Source organism: Providencia sp. PROV208, assembly GCF_028479465.1.
GTDB classification, from domain to species: domain Bacteria; phylum Pseudomonadota; class Gammaproteobacteria; order Enterobacterales; family Enterobacteriaceae; genus Providencia; species Providencia alcalifaciens.
Genome location: NZ_JAMPNS010000012.1, coordinates 111,611 through 130,980, shown reverse-complemented (window position 1 = coordinate 130,980; position 19,370 = coordinate 111,611). Strand labels below are relative to the sequence as shown.

The following is a 19,370-nucleotide window of genomic DNA, read 5'->3' as shown; positions in this document are numbered from 1 at the left end:
ACGAATAAAAGAATTGATAGAGAGAAGTAACCATGATTAATGCAAACGACATTACAAACAGTAAAATTAAAGTTCGTGACCTTAACTTCTACTATGGAAAGTTTCATGCGCTGAAAAATATCTCTTTAGATATTGAAAAGAACAAAGTCACTGCGTTTATCGGTCCATCTGGTTGCGGTAAATCCACACTGCTACGTACTTTCAACAAAATGTACGAGTTATATGGTGAGCAACGCGCAGAAGGCGAAATTTTACTGGATGGTCAAAATATTCTGACTGATAAACAAGATATCGCGTTATTACGTGCCAAAGTCGGAATGGTGTTCCAAAAGCCAACACCATTCCCAATGTCTATCTATGACAATATCGCGTTTGGTGTGCGTCTGTTCGAAAAACTGTCTCGCGTAGAAATGGATGAGCGTGTGCAGTGGGCATTGACGAAAGCGGCGTTATGGAATGAAACTAAAGATAAACTCCATCAAAGCGGCTATAGCCTCTCTGGTGGTCAGCAACAGCGTCTGTGTATTGCACGTGGTATTGCTATTCGCCCAGAGGTTCTGTTACTTGATGAGCCATGTTCTGCGTTGGACCCAATTTCAACGGGGCGCATTGAAGAACTGATTAGCGAATTGAAATCAGAATATACCGTGGTGATCGTCACCCATAACATGCAACAAGCTGCACGTTGTTCTGATTACACTGCATTTATGTACTTAGGTGAGTTGGTGGAATTTAATAACACTGACAAGATGTTCACCACCCCTGAAATGAAACAAACTGAAGATTATATTACTGGCCGCTACGGTTGATATGGAGCCGACGATGGATACGCTGAACCACAACAAACATATATCAGGGCAGTTCAATGCTGAACTGGAACATATCCATACTGAATTGATGACAATGGGAGGGCTGGTGGAAGAACAGCTCACCAAGGCCATCACTGCAATGCATAATCAGGATGAAGCCCTAGCGCGAGAAGTGATTGCCAACGACCATAAGGTTAACATGATGGAAGTGGCAATCGATGAAGAGTGCGTCAAGATCATTGCCAAGCGCCAGCCGACGGCAAGTGACTTACGTTTGATTATGGCAATCTCAAAAACGATTGCTGAACTGGAAAGAATCGGTGACGTTGCGGATAAAATCTGCCAAACCGCACTGGAAAAATTCTCTCAACAGCATCAACCACTGTTAGTGAGCCTAGAATCATTAGGTCGCCATACAGTACAAATGCTGCATGATGTGTTGGACGCTTTTGCTCGCATGGACTTGGAAGAAGCTATCCGTATCTATCGTGAAGATGAAAAAGTAGACCAAGAGTACGAAGGGATTGTCCGTCAGTTAATGACTTATATGATGGAAGACCCGCGTACCATTCCAAGTGTCTTAACGGCTCTATTCTGTGCTCGTTCGATTGAACGTATCGGTGACCGTTGCCAGAACATCTGTGAGTTCATTTTCTATTATGTGAAAGGGCAAGATTTCCGCCATGTGGGTGGGGATAGCCTTGAAAAAATGCTGACTAGCTCGAAAGACAGCAACAAAGAGTAATTGTTAAACCACTGAGGTGTTCGCACCTCAGTGTTCATCTTCTTCATTTTCTTCTTGCTCGATAAGAGTCTTAATCTGCAACATTTTAGGGGTCGCTCCGATGGATTTTTACCCCTTTTTTTATGTCTTAGCATATTCCAAATTGATATAAATATATTATTTAATATTATTTCAAGTGCTAAGAAATAGTTGATAGCTTGTGATGGTCGATTTACACAAATTTACCGTTAGGGGTATTCAATGAAAGCTCGTTTTCTTACTTCCGCACTTTTAGTTGCAGGTCTGGCGCTGACAGCGAATGTCGCTAGCGCTGATAAATTAGATGATATTAAACAAGCGGGAGTGATCCGCATTTCAGTTTTTGACAGCAACCCCCCATTCGGTTTTATTGACCCTCAAACCAAAAAACTCGCGGGCTATGATATCGATATTGCTCAAGCGATTGCGGATGATCTTGGGGTGAAATTGGAACTGCGTCCAACCAACCCGGCTAACCGCATTCCACTGCTAACATCCGGCAAAGTTGACCTGATTGGTGCCAACTTCACAATTACAGACGAACGCGCAAAACAGGTGGATTTCTCCATTCCTGACTTTGCAACAGGGCAAAAATTTATCGCTCGTAAAGGCGTGCTGAAAACGCCTGAAGATATTGCCCCACTGCGCATTGGAGCAGACAAAGGTACTGTGCAGGAAGTGACTCTGCGTGAACGCTTCCCGAATACTAAAGTGATTTCTTACGATGATACCCCGCAAGCCTTTGCTGCATTGCGTAATGGTAACGTACAAGCAATCACGCAAGATGATGCAAAACTGGTTGGTTTATTAGGTAATCTGCCAGAAAAAGTAAAAGCTGATTTCGAAATTTCACCGTTTAGCTTAACGAAAGAGTATCAAGCGTTAGGGGCGAGTAAAGGGGAAACTCGTTTAATCGAAAATGTGAATGCCACATTACTGAAACTGGAAAAAGAAGGCAAAGCTAACGAGATCTATAACCGTTGGTTTGGTCCAGACACCAAAGCGGCACAACCACGTGGTGAATTCAAATTTGCCCCACTGAGCGAGCAGCCTAAATCTTAAGTTAGTTATGTCGTTTAGTGAGAGTAAACGCCCCTGCCATGTTGCAGGGGTTGTCAGTTATAGCGAGGCAGAACATGTTCGACAAATTTTTCAGCGGTGACTTCTGGTCTACGCATCTCTTAGCCCCACAATATCTTGAGTGGTTTGGCTATGGCTTTTTGCTGACGGTCTGGATATCAATTTGTACGATCATCGCAGCTACGCTATTAGGTTTCATTGTCGCTTCAGCAAGAGATAGCCAAATAGCGCCTTTACGCTGGTTCGTGAGTGTCTATATCTCGATTTTTCGTAATACGCCGCTACTGGTGCAGCTATTTTTTTGGTATTTCGCATCAGGAGAAATTTTACCTGCAGCTGCAATGGAATGGCTTAATACCCCCCATGAAGTCGACATTTTTGGACTGACATTGGGCTGGCCATCTTTTGAGTTTTTAGCGGGCTTTGTGGGCTTAACCTTATACACGGTACCGTTTATTGCGGAAGAAGTACGTTCTGGGATCCGAGGCGTGCGCCAAGGGCAAAAACAGGCGGCGCTTGCATTGGGTTTAACGTCATGGCAGTCCATGCGCTTAGTCATTTTACCGCAAGCGGTGAAAATTGCGTTACCGCCATTACTTGGGCAATACATGAACGTTGTAAAAAACTCTTCGCTGACAATGGCGATTGGGGTCGCGGAGCTTTCTTACGTATCACGCCAAGTGGATAGTCAGTCACTTCAAACATTTGCAGCATTTGGTTTAGCGACTGTGCTCTATATTGTGATTATTGCGTTTATGGAAGGCTGGGGTCAGTGGCGACAACAGCGTCAGTTGGCTCAGGGGGTATAAGATGGATTTTTCAGTCATTACAGATAACTGGCAATATTTGCTATTTGGGGCTTACCCTGATGGTCCCCTAGAAGGGGCCGCCCTAACGCTAATTATGAGCGTATTAGCTGGTGCCGCGTCTATTGTCCTCGGCACATTGGGCGGTATTGCGCTGGCGATGCTACGTGGTTTCTGGATGAATTTATTTGCCGCCGTTTTAGGCTTTTTCCGTGCCATTCCCGTCATTATGTTGATTTTTTGGACCTACTTCTTATTGCCGATCGTTTTCGGAACCGAAATTCCGGGCGTGACGGCGGTGGTGTGCGCATTAGCGCTGATCACCTCCGCCTATTTAGCGCACGGCGTGAAAGCGGGAATTTTAGCTATCGGTCAAGGGCAATGGAACGCAGGGCTTTCTCTCGGGTTTAACCGATGGCAAGTACTGTGGAATGTGGTGTTACCTCAAGCCTTACGTATGATGGTGCCTTCTTTTATTAACCAATGGGTTGCGTTAATTAAAGATACCTCTCTGGCGTATATTGTAGGGGTGGCAGAGCTGTCATTCTTAGCCACACAGGTGAATAACCGTGAAATGATATACCCGCTGGAAGTCTTCCTGTTTGTGGCATTTATCTACTTTGTGATGTGCCTGTCAGTGGAAATTCTTGCCAACCAAGTGGCGAAAAAACTCAGTGATAAACGTGCGCCGCGCAGTAGAGCCGCAAAGCGCGGTTGGTTGTTTTGGCGACGCCAAAAATTGATCGCGCTTTCCTAATTCACCCTCGTAGCGCAATGTTGTAATGGCGGCGTGATAGCCGCCATCGTTTTCTCGATATTCATTTATAGTATCAGTCAGTTAAGAAACCCTATTTATTTTAAATAACGCAATCGTTTTCTTTTGTGATGTTTAGTTGTACCATGAGTCGAAAAAAACTTTTTTTCGTGTCCACCATGCCGCCATTGGCACTCTAGGGCATGACATTTCGACAAGGCGCATTTTAATGACTAATCAATCATCTGGCTCTTCGCAACAGCAGGGTCTGTTCCAGCGTGTGTTTAAATTACAAGAACACGGCACCACCGCAAGAACAGAGGTCGTTGCAGGATTCACTACCTTCCTGACGATGGTGTATATCGTTTTCGTTAACCCACAAATTTTGTCCGTTGCTGGCATGGATATCAAAGCGGTATTCGTGACAACTTGTTTAATCGCAGCGATTGGCAGTATTTTGATGGGATTACTGGCTAACTTACCAATTGCAGTTGCACCTGCGATGGGGCTGAACGCCTTTTTTGCCTTTGTGGTTGTTGGCGCGATGGGCTATTCATGGCAAGTGGCTATGGGGGCAGTATTCTGGGGGGCGGTTGGCTTATTCATTCTGACGTTATTCCGTATTCGTTACTGGATCATCGCCAATATTCCCCTGAGTTTACGTGTGGGGATCACCAGCGGTATCGGTCTATTTATCGCCATGATGGGGCTGAAAAACTCCGGTATTATCGTTGCAAACCCAGATACCTTAGTCTCGATTGGTAACCTAACTCACCATAATGTGTGGTTAGGGGCATTAGGCTTTTTCATTATTGCCATTTTAGCGGCGCGTAATATTCATGCTGCGGTGTTAGTTTCTATTGCCGTCACGACGCTGATTGGTTTGGCGCTGGGCGATGTGAAATATACGGGCATTTTCTCAATGCCGCCAAGTATTACCAGTGTTGTTGGTCAAGTGGACTTTGCTGGCTCACTGGATCTGGCACTTTCTGGGGTTATCTTTGCCTTTATGTTGGTAAACCTGTTTGACTCCTCGGGCACCATGATTGGGGTAACAGACAAAGCCGGTATTACCAACGAGCGTGGGACTTTCCCTCGCATGAAACAAGCACTGTATGTGGATAGCTTAAGTTCGGTGGCAGGTTCTGCAATGGGGACTTCGTCCGTAACAGCCTACATCGAAAGCTCTTCAGGGGTATCGGTGGGCGGTCGTACAGGTTTAACCGCGATTGTCGTCGGTGTGTTATTCCTGTTGACCATGTTTATCTCTCCGCTGGCGGGTATGGTTCCAGCCTATGCAACGGCAGGAGCGCTCATTTATGTTGGCGTTCTGATGACTTCAAGCTTAACGCGCGTGAAATGGGATGACTTAACGGAATCCGTTCCGGCGTTTATTACTGCGGTCATGATGCCATTTAGCTTCTCGATTACAGAAGGTATTGCGCTAGGTTTTATTGCGTACTGTGCGATGAAAATCGGTACAGGGCGCTGGCGTGACCTAGGTCTGTGTGTGATTTTAGTTGCTGCGATGTTCTTACTAAAAATGGTTCTCGTCGACGCCTAATATGCTCGTCATATTTTGCGCTGTAGCGGCGTTGGCTTCAGTTGCTAATCCCTAGGAGCATACACAAGTATGTGACTAGGGTTAGCAACTTACAGCACAAACTATTTAGAGCATTGGAACGCTTAGGTAACTTGAATTATTTAGAATATTACTCAAGATGATTCTCTGTTCTCTGGAGGCACAGCGATTTAGAAGATTAATCCCCCCTCAGCTGGTTCACCCTTTTTGTTGCTTGCATGCAACTCAAATTATTTAAGGTATAATCATTAAAGTACTGTTGCGAATGCAAAGTGAGATAAAATTCACCTAAATTGCAAAGTAGTGCTTTCGCTGCTTAAGGGATCCTGCTAGATTCCGCAGCAGAAACTGATTTTATCAAGGTAGCAAACCATGAATTCACCGAAAAAACCGACCGCAAAACTGAAGAAAAAATACCGTAAGACGAAAGAAGAGCTCAACGCAGAAGGCCGTGAGCGTAAACGCGAGAAAAAACATCGCGGGCATAAGTCTGGTAGCCGTAACCAAGACGGATCATCAACAGGTCAAAAAAATGGGCAAAATGCTCAGGTTGATCCACGTATCGGCAGCAAAAAACCGATCCCATTAATCGTGGAAGATAACAAACCAACTGCACGTCCAGTGGTGAAAGAGAAGCCAGTGGCGAAAGAAAAACTGACGCCAGAAAAAGAGCTGGAAATGCTGGAAAGTGATGATCGCTTAGACAGTATTCTGGCACGCTTGGAAGATGGCGAAACCGTCACGGCACAAGAACAACAGTATGTCGACACCTGCTTAGATCGCATCGACGAATTGATGAATATGCTTGGTATCGAATATGCTGATGAAGAAGGTGATGAAGAGGAAGAAGAGAAATTTGATGACATTATGCGCATCTTAAAAAGTAAATAATCGCCTCTCTGTTTATTCCTCCTGTCTTTACGGGAGGAATATTGTCCAATTTCTCACCTATCTTCCTTTTCTTTGATGTTGCATCAGATCTGTTTTTTCTAACATCGCTATAATCTTTGCGGTATACACTCTTTACATAAATAGCTAAAAAATAATCTAAAGAGATATAATTAATAGTGATGCTTTCGAGCGTGTGGTCAATTAAGGAATATCAATGTCAGAGCAAAATATTGTTTGGGATCTCTCTCTCATCCAAAAATATAACTATTCAGGTCCGCGTTATACCTCTTATCCAACAGCCTTAGAGTTTAACCAAGACTACAATGAACAGGCTTTTATTGAGGCAACCCAACGTTATCCTGACCGTCCTTTGTCTCTGTATGTGCATATCCCGTTTTGCCACAAACTGTGTTATTTCTGCGGCTGTAATAAGCTAGTCACTCGCCAAAAACACAAAGCGGATGAGTATTTAGAAGTCATTGAAAAAGAAATTATCCAGCGTGCTGCGTTACTTAAAAATCGTACAGTGACTCAAATGCACTGGGGCGGCGGTACACCAACTTACTTAGATAAAGCTCAAGTCAGTCATTTAGTGGGCTTGCTGAAAAAACATTTTCATTTTGCGCCGGATGCGGAGATGTCCATTGAAGTCGATCCCCGTGAAATCGAACTCGACATGATTGACCATCTGCGCAGTGAAGGCTTTAACCGTCTAAGCATGGGTGTCCAAGACTTTAATAAAGAAGTGCAAGTTCTGGTTAACCGCGAGCAAGATGAAGAGTTTATTTTTGCGCTAATTAAACGTGCGAAAGAGACTGGCTTCACTTCAACAAGTATCGACCTGATTTACGGTTTACCAAAACAGACCCCTGAAAGCTTCGCGTTTACATTGAAAAAAGTGGCGGAGCTTGCGCCTGATCGTTTAAGTGTTTTCAACTACGCGCATTTGCCGAATTTATTTGCGGCGCAGCGTAAAATCAAAGATGAAGACCTGCCAACAGCGGAGCAAAAACTGGATATTCTGCAAGATACTATCGCAACGCTGACATCCGACGGTTATCAATTTATCGGGATGGATCACTTTGCTCGCCCAGAAGATGAACTTGCCGTGGCACAGCGAGAAGGAATTTTACATCGTAATTTCCAAGGTTATACCACCCAAGGGGATTGCGATTTATTAGGATTAGGGGTATCTGCGATCAGTATGCTCGGCGATAACTACGCCCAAAATCAGAAAGATTTAAAAACCTACTACGCGCAAGTGGAAGAAAAAGGACATGCCCTATGGCGTGGATTAGTGCTAACAGATGACGACTGTCTGCGCCGCGATGTGATCAAAACATTGATCTGCAACTTCCAATTGAACTTTGCGCAAATTGAAGCGCTCTACCCAATTGACTTCAAAACCTATTTCAAAGAAGACCTAGAACTACTCAAACCAATGGCAGAAGATGGGCTGGTGGAAGTCAGTGAAACGGGGATAAAAGTCACGCCGCGCGGGCGATTGCTGATTCGTAATGTGTGTATGTGTTTTGATGTTTATCTTAGAAGTCAAATGAGATTACACCAATTTTCTCGCGTCATCTAAATGTTCGTCATACTTCACGCCGTGGCTTTGTTGTCTGCTCTCGGTCACTCGGGTCACATACTTTTGTATGCTCCCCGAGATAACCTCGTTTGACGCCTAGCCACAACGTGAATTATTTAGAACATTGGATGTTTATTAGATAGTTATTTAAAACATTCCAGATTCCAGATTCTGCATATTCCGCTGGGCTAGTGTTTCACTTTTTCGATTAGCTGGTAGGCTGCGTTGATGCGCTCAGGGATTGGGTACCATTGGTTAGAGAGCAGCACGATGCCAATTTTTTCGTCGGGAATAAAGGCTGCATAAGCTGCAAACCCATTGGTGGAGCCTGTTTTGTTATAGAACGCAGCAGACTCTGGTGGCAGTGGTGGTTGAATAGCTTCAACTTTTTGTGGTTTAAGCGCCATATCATCACGGTTGCCTTGTTGTAATTGAGCCAATGAGACTGGCCATGGATAACTTTCCCACATTAAATCTTGCACAAAAGAATCCGTCATATACACACCCGTATGGGTATCTTCAACCGCTTCCTGCCAAGATTTCTTCACGTCGACAACTTGCATATTGATATCGAGAAAACGAATCAAATCCTTAGCTGTCGATTTCAAACCGTAGGCTTCATTATCTAAGATCTCAGGGGTTACGCGGACAGGTTGATGTTGCTTATTATAGCCTTGAGCATAATTCTGTTGCTTCTCTTGAGGAACCTGCAAATAGGTATGTTTCATCCCCAAAGCAGGTAACATCATGTTATCTGTCGCTTGCGAAAATGTCGTTCCCAGCTGTTTTGCGGTAACCATTCCCAATAAACCCACTCCGAGATTGGAATAAGAACGATATTCACCAATCGGTTTTTCTGGAGACCATTGTTGATAATACTGGATTAACTCAGCACTATTCGTCACGGTGTTGGGAACAAAGAGAGATAAGCCAGAAGTATGTGTGGCTAAATTCATCACTGTCACTTTATCAAATACCGTATTTTTTAATTCTGGCAAATAGTGGCTCACGGGCTGAGAAAAATCGAGCTTACCTTGCCCTTGGGCATAGGAAGCTAGTGTTGCAGTGAATGTTTTTGATAAAGAGCCAATTTCATACAGCGTATTATCGGTGACAGGGACTTTGGTCTGCTTGGATTGGATTCCATAATGGTAAATAAAGTGTTTTCCATCAACGGAAATTGCCACTGACATGCCTGGAATTTGCTGCTGTTTCATTAACGGCTTAATAATACTGTCCACGTCAGACTGTGTTAATGCCGCGCTAGATAATGACGTTAATGCCAAACTGACGGCGACAAGCAGCCGTCCGTGACGAAAAAGATTTTTCATACAGATATCCATTAAAATAAAAGTTTTAGTTATGATGAGTGGCAAGCAAAATATTACCACTCCAAACGTGAAGTGATTCTGGGGTCGGAGTATGCGGCTTTTCTCGCATGAATTAAAACGATATAAATTTCGATGAGGCAAAAGAAAATCTTATGGCTGAGAACGCTCGTTACCGTTTACCCCTCAATGCACTCAGAGCTTTTGAGGCATCAGCACGTCACTTAAGCTTTACGCGGGCGGGCATGGAGCTAAATGTGACTCAAGCCGCAGTAAGCCAGCAAGTTCGTGCGCTGGAAGAGCAATTGGGTTTGGAGCTATTTATTCGTTTACCAAGAGGGCTGGCGCTAACAGATGAAGGTTTGGCATTATTGCCTGTGGTTAGCCGATCTTTCGACCAAATCGAATCATTATTGCAGCAATTCGAAGATGGCCATTATCATGAAGTTCTGAATGTTTCTGTGGTGGGTACCTTTGCGATCGGTTGGCTGCTACCACGATTATCGCGTTTTTCTGAACGCTATCCCTATATCGATTTGCGTATTATGACGCACAATAATGTGGTGAATCTCGCAGGGGAAGGAGCCGATTTTGCTATTCGCTTTGGTGAAGGGTTATGGCCATTAGTCGAAAATACCCCATTATTTTCAGCACCACATACGGTACTTTGCGCTGAAAAAATTGCCCGTAAACTTAAGAATCCCATTGATTTGCAAAACTTTCCATTAATGCGCTCCTACCGAAAAGATGAATGGGATAAATGGTTTTTAGCTGCCAATGTAGAGCCGTGGCGAGTGAAAGGTCCTGTTTTCGATTCTTCCCGTTTAATGGTGGAAGCGGCATTACTTATGGAGGGTATCGCGATTGCGCCAAGTTGTATGTTTGAACAGGAGCTAAGTGCAGGGAATTTGGTGCAGCCGTTTGATATTTCCGTGACTCTAGGCGGTTATTGGCTGAGTCGATTAAAATCCAAACCAATGACACCAGCAATGGCGATTTTTCAGCAATGGTTACTGGAAGAATCCAATAACGGGAATGGGTTATAGATGATAAATCGGTGCTTAAATTCTGAAGCACCGATTGCAAAATAAAATGAGCTGTGAAAAGTAGTCATTAAACAACCACTGACTCAGCGGCGTAATAACTTTTTTTACTGTCTTGCTCCTCGCGGTTGCCCGTTCTTTCATTAAACTCCGCAAAGAAATAGGCAGGATCGACTGAGAAAATAAGTGAAAAATGGTAGAGCGTATCCACATGAATATTCACATCGCCATTTTCGTAGCGTGATAAGTGTTGTTGGCTGATTCCCATTAACTCACTGAGTTTTTTTCCACTAATGCCGCGGCTCTCTCTAAGGGCTCTTATTTTTAAACCGACAGCTTTTGATACTATTTTCTCCATATCTTTAACTCCTAGGTATATTTATTATGAGAGCTATTTAGCGATGATTATTAAATAAATAGAAGATATTAAAATACTTATTTATCATTGATGTCTAAAAGACGGTTAAGATCAATATCAAAATAGTTTGCATATTGAGCTAATCTATCTAAATTAATTCTATTAACTCCTCTTTCATAACGTGACTGCTGTTGTTTACTCACGCCGATTGTATCAGCAAGCTTCTGTAATGTGACTCCATTCATTTTTCGATAATAAATGATCTTACTACCAATCATTTTAGATATGAGATAATTTTTAGACATATTGAGTATCCCTGTGAATAAAGCAATAATTCAAAACAAATCAATCTTAGTTCGATGATCTAATGAAGTATAATGAGCTCAATATGATTATCAACTTAACATTAATTACTCTAAGAAACTATAGTGTTAGATCAATAAATGAAAATTTTTCTCAATAAATGGTGATTATGCTTAAATTACTATTTAGTATTATCTTTATTAGATTGTTTTTCAATATTCTGCTTTATATTATCGGTATCATGTTCATTGAGATCAAAAAAATCGATTAAGTCAATACTAAATATCCTAGCATACTGCTGAAGCCTATCTAAATTAATACGATTAACACCGCGTTCATAGCGGGATTGCTGTTGTTCACTGACATGAATCATTTTAGAAATGTCACAAAGAGACATTCCATTCATTTTTCTGTAATACGTAATCTTCTTACCAATAATTCGGGAAATAGGATAGTATTCTGGCATCATTTACTCCTTTTTTCACTGTCTAATAGAATTTCTATTTCATAAAATATGTAATAAATAATCCATCTCCTATCTATTTATAACGAATGTTTACAGTGATATTCATATTTTCCATTCCCGATGTTACCATTGCTAGCGTTTTAATATATTTTGATTTTCAACAAGAAATATAATTAGCCATTAGATATTCCTTACTTAAAACCGATATAAAATATAAATATCACGAGGCTATTAGAATGATATATTTACAATCACCTTTTATGGATAACTTAGTGAAAACTCTAAATGACTTTTAAAGTCCCCTGGCATGAACATCGGTTGAAGGCTAATCATCCTTGCAGATAATGGAATTTCAGCAGATTTTGTGGTGCTGTTGATAACGATATTTAGCACACTGCCATTCTTGATAGTGGCTTTATTACTCTTTTGCGCTAAATGGAGTAAACCGCCAGTCGAGCTACCAGTATTCACAAAATAGTTATTGTCTGTAGCATCGGCTGTGCCATTAATACTGAATTTGGCATTTTTGGTTGATACTGGGCAATCAATTAATTTGATAGAAAAATCTACCCACGGGCTTTGAGCGGGGCTGCGATAATTCCAACGATTTATCTTACCAAGCTCCACGTTATAACTGGTATTTTCTACTTTGCAGGGCATGGTAACTACGTTACCGTGCACATAAATATTGACGCTTTCCGCCATTGCTGGCAGGGCGAACAAGCTAAGTAAACTGAATAAAATTCTTTTCATGGTCAGCCCCTTATAAATAGGTAATGGTGGCAGTAATATTGGCGGATAAGGTGCCAGAGGTACCATTACCGAGCGAGGAAAATGCCCGTGTACGTAGGGGAATGCTCACCAAAGGCTGCCCGTTGGTCGGAATGGTTAATACTTTGCTATTCCCCAATGGTGTCGCGCCGTCACCACTCTGTAATTGGATGGCAATATTGGTCGCTGTCCCATTATTTTTGTATAGGCTTGTAATATCCGTGCTGTCCGCAGTCCCTGTAAATGTTAATCTCACGCTATTAATAAACGAGGAGCAATCTTTTAACTCGAGCGTAAATCGTTTCCAATCTGTACCACTTTGAGCAGAGTAAAAACTGTCTGCAGGCCATGTATTTAGATCAATATCTACACTATTTCCAGCAGTTAAATTACACGTAGCTGCTTTTATATTTCCCGTAAACTTTAAATAGACAGTATCACCTGCATTCGCTATTAATGGGATACAGAGGTTAATTATAAATATAATTAAATTTCTCATAAACTATTCCTATTCATAAAGAATATTAACAGTGGCATTGGCATTTGCAGTCCCTGGTGTGACCGTTGCGGCCGTTTTAATATAGCGAGCTTTCCACCCGAAAATATAATCTGCTTGTGTTACGCCATCTTGTTGGGTAAACTGCTGATTTAATGTAATGGGGCTTCCTGAATTATTCAATAATTGTACTGCAATACCCTTGGCACTATTAGCACCAACTAAGCCTAATCGTCCATTTGCTGCATTATCGATATTATCAGATGTGACGGTAACCTTAATATTGGTACCTGATAAGCAACTTAATGAAATAGGAATGTCAACCGTTCCTTGTGTATCATTAATATTTTTAAATTGAGTATCATACCAATCACCCATATTAATATTATAAGTGTTTTGATTATTTTTTAGTGAACAACTTAGCACAATAATTTTCATTGTATTTGCTGGAAGTATTGCTGTAGTTAAATTCCAATTCCAGCGTGTATTGACACCATTTTCATTACCAAGCCCTTGTAGTGTTCCTATAGTTCTAGCATTCACAGTTCCACCAGTCCGGACATAGCCTGTTTTTTGTACTTTAATTTCCCATGAAGGGCTATTAATATTGAGTGATGTACCACTATTTTGCCAAACACTAATTGGTTGACTTACTTTTAATGCCGCAGTTTCAGCAGTGAAAGTGATGCCTGAAATTGAAGTAGATATCGTTGTATTTGTTATTGGTGGGCTGTTGAGTAATTGTAGCCCAATATTGTAGCAACCACTCGGATTCGCAGTTACAGGCAAAGGTGCAGTTCCATAAGTTAATTTGATGGTATCTAAAACTTTGGTGCTACTATCATCATATTGAATAGTATATGTTCTAGCAGGAATATATTCAGTTCGGTTATTCAAATTAGCGTTTTTAGCACAGGCTGCAGAATAACCGTAGCCAGAATATAAAAATAAGCATCCTATAGTACATGTGAATTGAATAATGAATTTTTTCATTTTATTTTTCCTTATTGGCAAACCGCAGTGGTTTTATATAAGCCAATATAATTCGGTAAGCCTGCTAAGTTATACGTCACTTGGCACTGCTGTTTATCGTTATATTGAATCGTAAATGAACCACTCTCTGGCATTCCCGACAGATAAATTTCCCCATCATTACCGACCATAGCATTGAGCTGATTATTGTTCGGAAAAACCGCCTGTGCGCCGAAAGGCACGGGTTTACCATCTTTAAAATGTAAGGTCATGATAGCGCGATACCCTACATTGGCATTAAAGCTGGCTTTGGCAATGGCTCCACGGCTTGGCGCGACATTCTGGGTCGTTAACTCCACTTCGGTATCACTTGGTAATTTACTGGTATCAATCTGGATCCCATTACTGCGATAAGCCGTGACATAGGGGACTAATGCGTAGCCTTGCCCGTTAGTTTGTACGCCAGTTTGGTTCAATATTGGAATGTTAGCGGCGTCGGGAATCTCCACTAAGGCAGCGGTTTCACCCAATTGTTGACCTAATACGACCCCTCCGGAATGCGCCACCACACTGCCACTCGCACCGTAATACAGAGTGTAATTATTGGTGCTGTAGCCCGTTCCCCCTGAAATTTCCCCGTATTGCCCACGATAGCTACCATTCAAGTTACCGGACGCGCCAGAATCTCGGGTTGGGAAATTTTGCTGCGCGCTCCAATTCAAACGGTTATTTAGCTGAGTGGCTGAAATCCCCATACTGCCCGATGAGCCATTGGCGCTGCTGCTGGTACTGTTAAAGTTGTAATAGAAGGTGTCTTCGAACACGCTAAACGGCACACTGACCGTAAAGGCAAATTGATGATCATCCTCTTTATTATTACGTCCACCACTGTTCTGGTTCGGGTTGGTATTTTTGTTGTAACTGTAGTTCAGCCCGTAACTGATATTGTTCCAACTATTGTTATAGCCAATAGTCGTAGACTGAGTTTTGCGATCGCTGTTCCAGTAATCTTCACTCACGAACCCGACAGATAACGACCCCCAACGATCTCCTAAGCTCTGGCTTAGTGTGATTTCCCCGCGGTTGCGGCGGCGTTCGTACAGTGGGCTAAAACCATTTTTTCGATAACCGTCAAACACTTCTGCCAGGCTGTAAAAGCCTTGAGTTGAATAACGGTAGCCCGCAAGCGCGATGTTGGTGCCGATGTCATTCAGGTTTTTGTTATAACGAAAGCGGTAAGATTGCCCGCTTTCGCTGGTGCCATTATTTAAGGTGGAATTCGCGTGGGTGACGTCAATCGATAACGCACCAAATCGCCCTAAGTTTTGTCCTGCGCCAACGGAATAAGCTTGATACTTATCACTTACTTGACTCCCGCCAAAGGCAGTCAGCCCCCACGGTAAACCGTAGATCAATGTAAATTGAGCGAAGGATTTTTTATCCACACTGCTATCATAGCTGCGGTATTGCCCGCCCGTCACACTGTAAGAGACATAGCCTTCACGCTGTAAAACCGGTAAAGAAGCATACGGAATAATTTGATACTGCTCGCTGCCGTTGGCTTCTTTGATCGTAACGTGTAAGTCTCCACTTCCCCCTGTTGGGTAGAGATCGTTAATTTCAAAAGGGCCTGCCGCAACGTCTGTTTGGTAAATGGTGTAGCCGTTTTGACGAATGGTAATCTGCGCATTACTGCGCGCAATACCACGTACTACTGGCGCATAGCCTCGCAAGCTTTCTGGATTCATATCATCGTCGGTGGCAAGCTGGGCTCCACGAAAGGGCACACTATCAAAAATAGCCGAAGGCGATGTACTATCCCCGAGAATTAACTGGCTTTTTATCGCATTGATATTACGGCTCAAATAGGTGTATACCGTGTCCCATTTATTCCGTTGTCCGTCACTACTTTGCCATGTGGTGTAATTACGCAGACGCCACGGGCCGACATTGAGTCCCGGACGTAGGTTTACATAGTTAGAGTTAGAGCTATTTTTATTATTTTTACGATCCGTATTACGTGAGCCGTTATAACTATAATTGAGTAATAACGCATTGACCCCATCATCAATCGCGGCAAGATCGACGTAGCCTCGTGGGTTCATATTCAACGCAATTTGCGGAATACTTAAATACAGCCGCTGAGAACCAAATTCAAATTCACTGTTAGCATCTGGAATTGCAGTAAGATTGACACAGGTATTTCCCTCTGTGTGTAAATTCGGATAATCTGCAACTTTAACGCCGACATCTTTTAAGTCACTGAGCGTCAGGCACGGTTCTAGCTCTTTTTTAGCATTAGTCGAAAACGTGACACTTTTTGAACCAATGAGGCTCTTATTAATGTAAATGTCGACATAATATTGACCAGGCAACTGCTCATTACGCTCAAATTGACCTAAATCTACCGATTCTTTATTGGGCAGCTCAAGAAACTCAGGGTCAAAATAAGTTTCTGGTTCTGCTGAAGATGTCGCAATATAGCCTAAGGCGATAAATAGGCTAAGGCATATTTTATTTATTTTCATAGATAAACCTAATTGCCATTAAGGCTATATTTTTATTTCTGCTGGATGATTGGCGGACCCATAATCATTAATTACTTCCCATTTAATTGTGCCGTGCAGTTCAGGACTATGAATAGTGAAGGACTTGGTTGAAAATGGGGCGACGTACGAAATGTTTTCCGCTTTTTTGCCATTAAAGCTGATACTTTGAAAATTCATGTAATAAGGCGTCGGATTTTTAACGGTGATGGATGTACCCACTTTCGACCACGTTAATTTTTTTTGTTCTTCCGCAAAATCCACATTGCTTATTGCACTCGGTCGATAAATGAGCTTCATTTGAGTTTTAAACGCAATTTTTAATGAATTTTCCGTTTTCTTTTCAGTCGCAGGAATAGTTTTAATATTCAGCCAAAATAAAGATTCCTTATCATTAGGCAGGGTGTTTTGGGTTAAAAATATGCGCAGTGCATTAGTTTTTTCTTGGTTTAAACGAAAAAGTGGCGGCGTAATAGTAAAATCCGTTTGCTTGCCTTCATTGGCATTTTCAATCCATGATTGAATTAAATAAGGCACTTTATCCGGATTTTCGACGCTAATACTGACGTCTTTATTTCCTTCTGGATAAATGACGCGAGTTCCCCCGATAATCACACCGGCATAGACCGACTGGCTGAGCGCAATTAGCATGATACAGACAGAAATTATTGTTTTCATATTGCCACCACTGAGTAAGAATAATTAAGGCTTATATCCGTATAAACCTTAATTAATAATTAGTTATAGTTAATCGTGAAGGTTGCAGTTGAGTTCGCTTGACCCGCAGTGACCGTGTCAGACATCGCGATATAACGCGCAGTAAAATCTAAGTTATTCACAACGGTTTCTTGCAATGTGTATGGATTAGAAATGCTATACAGTGGAACAGTTACGCCTTTTACGTCTTGAATTTGGATCCCAACACCCGTTGCAACACCTGATGTATTTGGATTGGTGACTTGTAGAACGTTGTTGTTACCATCATAAGCAACACCATCGAATTTTACGGTTGCGCTAGTGACTGCAGCAGGGCACTTTTCCAATTGGATAGTAAATTTGGTTGCAGCTGCTGTACTGCCTGTGCTTGGTAATGCTGTTTTAGATACTTTACCTAAATTCACTTGGATAGCATCAGAACCAGTTGCGAGTTGGCAGGCATTATCGATAATTTCACCAGTGAAATTAATATCGCCATCTTTTGCGAAACCGTTGGCAGAAATTAATAAGGTACTTGTTGCAATTAAAGATGCAATAACGTGTTTTTTCATTTTAACTCTCCGAAACTTAATTCGATATTCAATTTTATTGAGGAAATATATTTATTTGCTTATTTACACAAAGCACGAGTATTTTGTGACTATTTTTATAAATAAACAAGATGGTGGGTTTTTAGGTAAATATAATCAGTTTATAAATATTAAGTAATTAATTAATAAATAAACTCAACATGCGTTATTTTTAAGATTAAACGTTTTTAATTGTTGTTTTTTTACTGGTTTATCAGTTTGGGGGATAAAGTGAAATAACGATATAAAACTAAAAATAATTATTTTGTAATTTTAAACTATAACGCATCTCTCATATGGTGATTATTTAAATTTAAAGTTTGGAAGAGGATGGTTTGATTTTTCTAATGTACAAATATGTATTATCTAAAAAAGAATGAAAGGGGTTTAATGCTCTTAAATGAATAGTCTAAATAAGTATGAGAACGTTTTTTTATTAAGCTTTTTCTATTTTTATAAGTGGTCGCGTATTGATGTGTTAATTCTATCTACTGTTAAAGTAAAATTAATAGCAGATAGAATTAATTTGATTATTCATAGCGAATATTCACGGTGGCAGTGGAGTTTGCCGTACCGGGTGTCACTTTTGCGGCTGTTTTTACATAGCGGGCTTTCCAGTTGAAAATATAATCTCCGTTAGCAACATTATTTTGTAAGCTATTTTTAGTATTAAGCTGTATTGGTGAGTTATTTCTATCAAGCAATTGTATACCAATGCCAGTGGCAGAGCCTGTTCCAGAGAGTTTAATCTTTCCAGTTGCCGCATCCACGTAGCCTGCGCTGCTCGTGACGATTGTTTTAATATTCGTGCCTGCCGCACAGCTAAGGGTGATAGGGATATTGACGTTTGTGCTGACATCCCCAATATTTTTAAATTGAGTATCGTATCGATCGCCAAGGTTAATGGTGTAGTTGCTCGACTTCGTAGAACATTTAGCGACATTAATTTTAATGGCATTGGCGGGAATATTGAGAGTAGATAAATTCCAGTTAACGTGATTGGGATTATCTTGGATTAACCGAGCCACACTGCCCGCCTTTAAGCTACCAGATTGAGGTACCGCGCCGGTTTTACGAATGATCATGGTCCATTGAGGTGCAACAATGGTCCAAGGTAGTCGTCCTTGAACAGGATAGCGACTGTAGACATTAATGCTGCCTATTGCAGTGGCTACAATTTCGACACTAATACCGGCAACATTGGTCGCCGCAACTTTATTCGCGTTAGGCACCCAGCCATTAACATAGCTGGCATAGAGCCGAGCTTGTCCGCATTGTCCATTTTTACCTGAATAGGTATTAATATCGCCATTGGCAAACGTGACAATAAATCGACCAAGTTCTTTAGATGAAGCATCATCATATTGAATGGTATATGTCCTGGTCGGGACATTAACAGTAATGTTGTTTAATCTAGGATTTTGAATACATGCAGCAAAGGAAAACCCAGAATAGACAAAGAGACAAAAAGAAAAAGATATTTTTTTAAAATTAAAGTGCATGTTCGCTCCTGATTAAGAGTATCAAA

At 41.6% G+C, this 19,370-nt stretch carries 20 protein-coding genes; 9 read left to right on the top strand and 11 right to left on the bottom strand.

The window, feature by feature from the left end; genetic code table 11:
- The first annotated feature begins 32 nt into the window (after positions 1-32).
- The 8 genes from pstB (at position 33) to hemN (ending at position 8,273) form a co-directional block, all read left to right on the top strand.
- Positions 33-809 carry a phosphate ABC transporter ATP-binding protein PstB gene (gene pstB / locus PR766_RS10830; protein ID WP_006659650.1) on the top strand — a complete coding sequence of 259 codons (777 nt, stop codon included), beginning with the start codon at positions 33-35 and terminating at the stop codon, positions 807-809.
- A gap of 13 nt (positions 810-822) precedes the next feature.
- On the top strand, positions 823-1,554 hold the full coding sequence (gene phoU, locus PR766_RS10825) for a phosphate signaling complex protein PhoU (RefSeq protein ID WP_006663093.1): 732 nt from the start codon (positions 823-825) through the stop codon (positions 1,552-1,554).
- Positions 1,555-1,794: 240 nt separating this feature from the next.
- Positions 1,795-2,634 carry an ABC transporter substrate-binding protein gene (locus PR766_RS10820; RefSeq protein ID WP_006663092.1) on the top strand — a complete coding sequence of 280 codons (840 nt, stop codon included), beginning with the start codon at positions 1,795-1,797 and terminating at the stop codon, positions 2,632-2,634.
- A 74-nt stretch (positions 2,635-2,708) separates the two neighbouring features.
- Entirely contained in the window at positions 2,709-3,461 is a 753-nt protein-coding gene (locus PR766_RS10815; RefSeq protein ID WP_006663091.1) for an amino acid ABC transporter permease, read from the top strand.
- 1 nt (position 3,462) lies between these two features.
- Complete coding sequence (locus PR766_RS10810; RefSeq protein WP_006659646.1) at positions 3,463-4,215, top strand: amino acid ABC transporter permease; 753 nt, start codon at positions 3,463-3,465, stop codon at positions 4,213-4,215.
- 226 nt (positions 4,216-4,441) lie between these two features.
- Positions 4,442-5,776: an NCS2 family permease gene (locus PR766_RS10805; protein ID WP_036966450.1), complete on the top strand. Its 1,335-nt coding sequence runs from the start codon at positions 4,442-4,444 to the stop codon at positions 5,774-5,776.
- A gap of 390 nt (positions 5,777-6,166) precedes the next feature.
- Positions 6,167-6,685, top strand: coding sequence for a Der GTPase-activating protein YihI (yihI, locus tag PR766_RS10800; protein ID WP_006663090.1), 519 nt, complete (start codon positions 6,167-6,169; stop codon positions 6,683-6,685).
- A gap of 214 nt (positions 6,686-6,899) precedes the next feature.
- A complete protein-coding gene (gene hemN / locus PR766_RS10795) occupies positions 6,900-8,273 on the top strand; it encodes an oxygen-independent coproporphyrinogen III oxidase (protein ID WP_036959627.1) in 1,374 nt (457 codons plus the stop codon).
- A 188-nt stretch (positions 8,274-8,461) separates the two neighbouring features.
- Here the strand turns inward: hemN and ampC are convergent, their stop codons facing one another.
- On the bottom strand, positions 8,462-9,604 hold the full coding sequence (ampC, locus tag PR766_RS10790) for a class C beta-lactamase (RefSeq protein ID WP_230086757.1): 1,143 nt from the start codon (positions 9,602-9,604) through the stop codon (positions 8,462-8,464).
- A 152-nt stretch (positions 9,605-9,756) separates the two neighbouring features.
- Here ampC and PR766_RS10785 point away from each other — a divergent pair, with 152 nt between their 5' ends.
- Positions 9,757-10,647, top strand: coding sequence for a LysR family transcriptional regulator (locus PR766_RS10785; RefSeq protein ID WP_154635984.1), 891 nt, complete (start codon positions 9,757-9,759; stop codon positions 10,645-10,647).
- A 67-nt stretch (positions 10,648-10,714) separates the two neighbouring features.
- Here PR766_RS10785 and PR766_RS10780 read toward each other — a convergent pair whose 3' ends face one another.
- From PR766_RS10780 to PR766_RS10735, 10 genes are all read right to left on the bottom strand, one after another.
- The gene (locus PR766_RS10780) at positions 10,715-11,002 is read right to left on the bottom strand and encodes a helix-turn-helix domain-containing protein (protein WP_006659640.1); all 288 of its coding nucleotides are present in this window, start codon (positions 11,000-11,002) and stop codon (positions 10,715-10,717) included.
- Between the two features lie 77 nt (positions 11,003-11,079).
- Positions 11,080-11,307: a helix-turn-helix domain-containing protein gene (locus PR766_RS10775; protein ID WP_006659639.1), complete on the bottom strand. Its 228-nt coding sequence runs from the start codon at positions 11,305-11,307 to the stop codon at positions 11,080-11,082.
- 179 nt (positions 11,308-11,486) lie between these two features.
- A complete protein-coding gene (locus tag PR766_RS10770; protein WP_036959634.1) occupies positions 11,487-11,771 on the bottom strand; it encodes a helix-turn-helix domain-containing protein in 285 nt (94 codons plus the stop codon).
- Positions 11,772-12,029: 258 nt separating this feature from the next.
- Positions 12,030-12,524, bottom strand: a complete 495-nt coding sequence (locus PR766_RS10765; protein ID WP_006663084.1) for a fimbrial protein — start codon at positions 12,522-12,524, stop codon at positions 12,030-12,032.
- A gap of 10 nt (positions 12,525-12,534) precedes the next feature.
- Positions 12,535-13,041 carry a fimbrial protein gene (locus tag PR766_RS10760; RefSeq protein ID WP_036959637.1) on the bottom strand — a complete coding sequence of 169 codons (507 nt, stop codon included), beginning with the start codon at positions 13,039-13,041 and terminating at the stop codon, positions 12,535-12,537.
- Positions 13,042-13,050: 9 nt separating this feature from the next.
- Entirely contained in the window at positions 13,051-14,031 is a 981-nt protein-coding gene (locus PR766_RS10755) for a fimbrial protein (RefSeq protein ID WP_154635985.1), read from the bottom strand.
- A gap of 11 nt (positions 14,032-14,042) precedes the next feature.
- Positions 14,043-16,538 (bottom strand): fimbria/pilus outer membrane usher protein, encoded by a 2,496-nt coding sequence (locus PR766_RS10750; RefSeq protein WP_154635986.1) that lies wholly within the window; start codon positions 16,536-16,538, stop codon positions 14,043-14,045.
- A gap of 24 nt (positions 16,539-16,562) precedes the next feature.
- Positions 16,563-17,234 (bottom strand): fimbrial biogenesis chaperone, encoded by a 672-nt coding sequence (locus tag PR766_RS10745; protein WP_036959641.1) that lies wholly within the window; start codon positions 17,232-17,234, stop codon positions 16,563-16,565.
- 59 nt (positions 17,235-17,293) lie between these two features.
- Positions 17,294-17,824, bottom strand: coding sequence for a fimbrial protein (locus PR766_RS10740; RefSeq protein WP_006659632.1), 531 nt, complete (start codon positions 17,822-17,824; stop codon positions 17,294-17,296).
- A 548-nt stretch (positions 17,825-18,372) separates the two neighbouring features.
- The gene (locus PR766_RS10735; protein ID WP_154635987.1) at positions 18,373-19,344 is read right to left on the bottom strand and encodes a fimbrial protein; all 972 of its coding nucleotides are present in this window, start codon (positions 19,342-19,344) and stop codon (positions 18,373-18,375) included.
- Positions 19,345-19,370 lie beyond the last annotated feature (26 nt).